The following is a 5,681-nucleotide window of genomic DNA, read 5'->3' as shown; positions in this document are numbered from 1 at the left end:
AAACTTCATTTTGTATATCACATCTTATTTTATCATGTAATCCTTTTTTAAATTTTAAAAAACTTATGTCCTCTACATTACTTTTGGAATTAACATTAAAATCTAATTCTTTTAAAGATTTATTTAATATCATAGTAATATTAGAATCTTCTAACTTAAAACCATAATCTTTCAAACTATCCTCTCCATTATTACAACTTTCGTAAATAAATTTAATTCCTGATAGTTTTCCTTTTAATTTTATACTTTCAGTTTTATCATTAGTTTTTTTTATCTTTATTATATTACTTATATATGCTATAAAAGAATCCATATATTCAATTTTCCATATCATAATAACCTTTTTATCTTTAATTATTTTCAGATAAAATCCTGTAAATATGTCATAAAATATATTATTATATTTTATTTTACTTATATAAATAAAATAATCCCAGAATTTAAATTGTTTTATTTCCATAACTACCTCTTAACATTATGATATAAGTATAGTATAAAATATTTTTCAATTAAATTCTAGGATTTTTTAATATTTAATTAGTTCAATTATTTATTCTTAATTTTTTCAATAACTTCTTTAATTACCCATTCAGGTGTTGAAGCACCAGCAGTAATTCCAATAGTTATATCTTTATTTTTTAATAATTCATTTGTTAATTCTTTGGAATTTTCTATATGATAAGCTTCGTTACAATTTTTTTTGCATATTTCATATAATTTAGTTGTATTAGAGCTATTTTTTCCACCAATAACAATTATTTTATCAGCACTTTCTGAAAGTTCTTTAGCACTTTTTTGTCTAACATCTGTTGCTGAACAAATAGTATTAAATGCAACTATTTCTTTAGAACAATTAGCTATAGCAGTTAATACTTTATTCCAAGTTTCTTTCTTTTCTGTAGTTTGACATAACACACATACTCTTTTAGGAAATTCCTTTGGAATATTTTTACCATTAACTATAATTGCTTCATCATTACACCATCCATTAATACCAACTACCTCAGGATGTTTTTCATCACCAATAATTATTATTTTATAACCTTTTTCATAATAAGTTTTTGCTTTTTGTTGAATATTAGTCACATATGGACAAGTAGCATTTACTACTATTAATCCTTTATTTTTTAATATTTCTATAACATTAGCCTTTACCCCATGAGACCTTATTAAAATAACATCTCCCTCACATAAATTATCTATATCTTTAATATCTATAGCATACACATTATTATGTTCTAAATATTTTACAGCATCATTATTATGTATAAGAGGACCTAGAGTATAAATATTTTTTTTATACTGTTTTTGTGTTTTTATAGCTTCATCTACAGCTCTTTTAACTCCAAAGCAAAAACCAGCATTTTCAGCTAATACCACTTTAATATTCATTTTATTTCTCCATATAACCTGATATTTTATTTACTACTTCTTCTATATTTAATCCAGTAGTATCTATTTCTATTGCATCTTCAGCCTTTTTTAAAGGATCTACTTCTCTATTAGTATCTAAATAATCTCTTTTTTTAATATCTTCAAGTATAATATCATACTTAACATCTAATCCTTTTTCTCTTAACTCTTTATATCTTCTATCTGCTCTTTCTTCTGCACTTGCTGTTAAGAAAAACTTATAATTAGCATCCTTTAATACTACTGTCCCAATATCTCTTCCATCCATTATAACATTAAACTTTAATGACATAGCTCTCATTTGTTCTACAAGTTTTTCTCTAACTTCTTTAACTGATGCATAAGCTGATACACTATTACTTATTTTAGGTAATGTAAGTTCATTATTAATATTAACACCATTTAATATAAGTTCATTATTTTCAAAATGCATTTCCATTATATTTATTACATCCATTAAAAGTTTCACATTATTTGAACTAATATTATTTTCTAAAGCTTTTAGTGTTACTGCTCTATACATTGAGCCTGTATTTATGTACATTAAATTAAATCTTTCTGCTAATAGTTTAGCTATTGTACTTTTTCCCGCACCAGCTGGTCCATCTATAGCAACTGTCATTCTCATAACTATTCCACCTTTCAAAGTTTAAATTTCTTTTCCTGCTAAATACCCTGTAGATAATGCAATTTGTACATTATATCCACCCGTAAAAGCATCTACATCTATAAGTTCTCCAGCAAAAGATAAGTTATTTATTAGTTTAGATTTCATAGTTGAAGGATCTATTTCTTTAGTGCAAACTCCACCTGCTGTTACTATTGCCTCGGCTATAGGCCTTAATCCTTTTACAGAAAAAGTTAAATTTTTAAGAATATTAAGTAAATTCTTTCTTTCCTCTTTAGTAATTGAATTTACTTTTTTATTCTCATCAATACCACTTAAATTAATTATTATAGGTATTAATTTTTTAGGTAATAATTCATCTAAAGAATTTTTAAAATCCTTATTTAAATTTTTCTGAAAATCCTTTTGTATTCTTTTATCTAACTCACTTATTTCTAAAGCAGGCTTTAAATCTATAGATATATGATAATTTTTTTTATCTTTTATAAACCTACTTCCACTTAACACCAAAGGACCTGATATTCCAAAATGAGTAAAAATCATTTCACCTAAATTTTTATATAAAACCTTTTTATTAGATTTATCAATTATTTTTAATTCAACATTTTTTAATGATAATCCTTGTAACTCTTTTACCCAAACATCTTCTATTTCTATAGGTACTAAAGAAGGTTTAGTATCTACAATTTTATGTCCTAATAACTGACTTAAATTATGACCTATACCTGTGGAACCTGTTAATGGATATGATTTTCCTCCAGTACATAATATGAAATGATCACCAAAGATTTTTTCACCGTTTTCTAACTGTAAATAATTTATTTTTTTATCACTTATATTCCATTTAACAACTTTGCTATGTAATCTTACATTTACATTAGCTTTATTTAGTTCTTTACTTAATGCTAATATTATATCTGATGATTTATCAGACTCAGGAAAAACTCTCATTCCTCTTTCTACCTTTAATTTAACTCCTGCATTTTCAAAAAAATTCATAACATCAATATTAGTATAAGTATATAATGCACTATATAAAAAGTGAGGATTTCCTGGTATAAAATCAAAAAATTCACTTATATCTTTAGCATTTGTAACATTACATCTTCCTTTTCCAGTAATAAATAGCTTTTTACCTAATCTTTCATTACTTTCTAAAAGTGTAACTTCATTATCTTTTGAAGCGGCTATGGCTGCCATCATTCCTGCTGGTCCACCACCTATAATTATTACTTTTGACAAAAGTATCAGCTCCTTAAATTGTAGTAAAACAAATTATATGATAAACTTACTTTTTTATTTTGTCAATAAAATAAAGAAGCTCCCATAGGAGCTTCAAAACTAATATTCTGAATTATTTTTATTGTGAGAATAAACATTATAATCCTGCCATATTTTTTCTAAGTTATTAAAAGTATAGGAAATTTTATCTTTTTCTCTCATTCCTACTGCTATTATAAGAGCATTTATTATACTTAAAGGAGCTACTAAAGAATCTACAAAAGATGTCATATTACTTTGAGCAATTAATGTATAATCTGCTTTTGTTGCTAATGGTGATATTAAACTATCTGTTATAGCTAAAACTTTAGCTTCTCTACTATGAGCAAATTCTAATGCATCTATAGTTTTAACTGCATATCTTGGAAAACCAATTCCTATAACTAAATCACCTTCTCCTAAATTTAACATTTGCTCAAATATATCACTTATCCCATTAGATACTATTTTAACATTTTCTAAGATAATATTTAAATAAAAACCTAAAAATTCAGCTAAAACTGTTGAACTTCTTAACCCTACTATATAAATTCTTTTTGCTTTAAATATCTCATTAACTACTTCCTCAAAAGTATTATGATTAATTTTTTCTAATGTAGCTCTTATATTTTCTATATCTGATTTTAAAACACTTTTTAAAGCATTTTCTTCACTTACAAAATCATTAGATAATTCTAATCTTTGAACTGAAGTAAGTTTATTTTTAATTAATTCCTGTAAAGCTTTTTGCAATTTAGGATATCCTGTAAATCCAAGTTCAATAGCAAATCTAACTACTGTTGATTCACTAACTCCCACATTCATTCCTAATTTTGCTGCAGTCATAAATGCTGCTTTATCATAATTTTTTAATATATATTCTGCTATAAGTTTTTGCCCTTTACTTAATCTTTGAAATTTAACTTGAATTATTCTCATTAAATCTTGAGTGTTTTCCATATATCTTTCCTTTCTATTATAATAATTTAAATTTATAAATAATTTTTTTATTTACATATAAACGTATATAACTTTAAAGTAAATTATTTCTTTTCTATTATAATTAATGAAGGAGGATTATTATTTCTATTTAAAAATTGTTGATATATCACCCCATATCTATTTTTAGGTAATGTTTTAACAAATTTTAATATTTCTTCTTTTTCCACATTTCCCTCTTCATGACCACTATAAATGCCAATAAACATAAGTCCATTTTGTGCTAATATATCCAATCCTTCACATATACTTTTTAAAGTTGTATTTGCTTTAGTGGTTATATGTTTATTTTCCCCAGGTAAATAGCCTAAATTATAAATTATACACTCTACAGACTCTTTTACATAGTTTTTAAAATATTCATGAGAATCATTAATAACTATTACATTATTTTTAGCTTTTTCTTTATATGTATTAGTTGCCAATTCTTGTATATCAAAAGTATATACTTTATTAAAAATTTCACTTAAAAAATCAGTATCATGACCATTTCCTAAGGTAGCATCAATAGCAACATTTTTTTCTTTTAAATAAGTTTTTATTATATTATGATATAATTCACTTATATTAGTAACATATTTAAACATTTTTTTCTCCTATAATGAATTCAAATATTTTAACTCTTCTAATGAAAGATTCCTCCATTCTCCTTTTTTTAAATGGTTAAGTTTTATTTTGCCTATTGAAACTCTTTTTAAAGAAACAACTTCATGACCTAAAGCAGAACACATCCTTCTTATTTGTCTATTTTTCCCTTCATGAATTATTATTTCTACCATAGAACTATTAGCATACTCTTTTATTACTTTTATTTTTGCTTCTGATGTAGTATAGTCTCCTATGTTTACACCAGTTTGAAATTTTAATAATTCTTCTTTAGAAAATTTACCTTTTACTAATGCAATGTATGTTTTATCTACATTTACTCTTGGATGAATTATCCTATTGTAAATTTCTCCATCATTTGTTAATAAAAGAAGTCCTGAACTATCATAATCTAATCTACCTATTGGATAAATTCTTTCATTAACATTTACTATATCTAGTATTGTTTTTCTACCTTTTTCATCTTTATTAGTAGTAACATATCCTTCAGGTTTATTTAGCATTATATATACTTTTGATTTCTCTGGTTTTATTAAAGTTTCATTAACATATACTTTATCAATGTCTGCATTAATTTTTGTACCTAATTCAGTAATATTTTCACCATTAACTTTAACTTTGCCATTAGTAATTAACTCTTCACATTTTCTTCTAGACGCAACTCCACATCTAGCCATATATTTTTGTAATCTTTCTTCCATTAAGTATATCACTCCATATTAATATATTTATAATAATTTTAAATAAAAATTTAATATTTTGCAAGATTATATAT

7 protein-coding genes are annotated in these 5,681 nt (G+C 24.4%); all 7 read right to left on the bottom strand.

Annotated elements, in window-relative coordinates; all coding sequences use genetic code 11:
- A partial coding sequence (locus GBZ86_RS11870) for a hypothetical protein (protein ID WP_152890932.1) occupies window positions 1-460 on the bottom strand: 460 nt, incomplete at its 3' end.
- Between the two features lie 86 nt (window positions 461-546).
- Window positions 547-1,392, bottom strand: a complete 846-nt coding sequence (locus tag GBZ86_RS11865; RefSeq protein WP_152890930.1) for a 4-hydroxy-3-methylbut-2-enyl diphosphate reductase — start codon at window positions 1,390-1,392, stop codon at window positions 547-549.
- A 1-nt stretch (window position 1,393) separates the two neighbouring features.
- Window positions 1,394-2,041, bottom strand: a complete 648-nt coding sequence (gene cmk / locus GBZ86_RS11860) for a (d)CMP kinase (RefSeq protein ID WP_152890928.1) — start codon at window positions 2,039-2,041, stop codon at window positions 1,394-1,396.
- Between the two features lie 21 nt (window positions 2,042-2,062).
- Window positions 2,063-3,283, bottom strand: coding sequence for a BaiN/RdsA family NAD(P)/FAD-dependent oxidoreductase (locus GBZ86_RS11855; RefSeq protein WP_152890926.1), 1,221 nt, complete (start codon window positions 3,281-3,283; stop codon window positions 2,063-2,065).
- Window positions 3,284-3,382: 99 nt separating this feature from the next.
- Entirely contained in the window at window positions 3,383-4,261 is an 879-nt protein-coding gene (locus GBZ86_RS11850; protein ID WP_152890924.1) for a MurR/RpiR family transcriptional regulator, read from the bottom strand.
- Between the two features lie 83 nt (window positions 4,262-4,344).
- Complete coding sequence (mnmM, locus tag GBZ86_RS11845; RefSeq protein ID WP_152890922.1) at window positions 4,345-4,887, bottom strand: tRNA 5-(aminomethyl)-2-thiouridylate-methyltransferase MnmM; 543 nt, start codon at window positions 4,885-4,887, stop codon at window positions 4,345-4,347.
- A gap of 9 nt (window positions 4,888-4,896) precedes the next feature.
- Window positions 4,897-5,607, bottom strand: a complete 711-nt coding sequence (locus tag GBZ86_RS11840; RefSeq protein ID WP_152890920.1) for a pseudouridine synthase — start codon at window positions 5,605-5,607, stop codon at window positions 4,897-4,899.
- Between the last annotated feature and the right edge of the window lie 74 nt (window positions 5,608-5,681).

It is taken from the genome of Clostridium tarantellae (assembly GCF_009295725.1).
In the GTDB taxonomy this organism is placed as follows: domain Bacteria; phylum Bacillota; class Clostridia; order Clostridiales; family Clostridiaceae; genus Sarcina; species Sarcina tarantellae.
The sequence above is the reverse complement of the archived record's forward strand: the minus strand, read 5'-3'. Positions and strand labels throughout refer to the sequence as shown.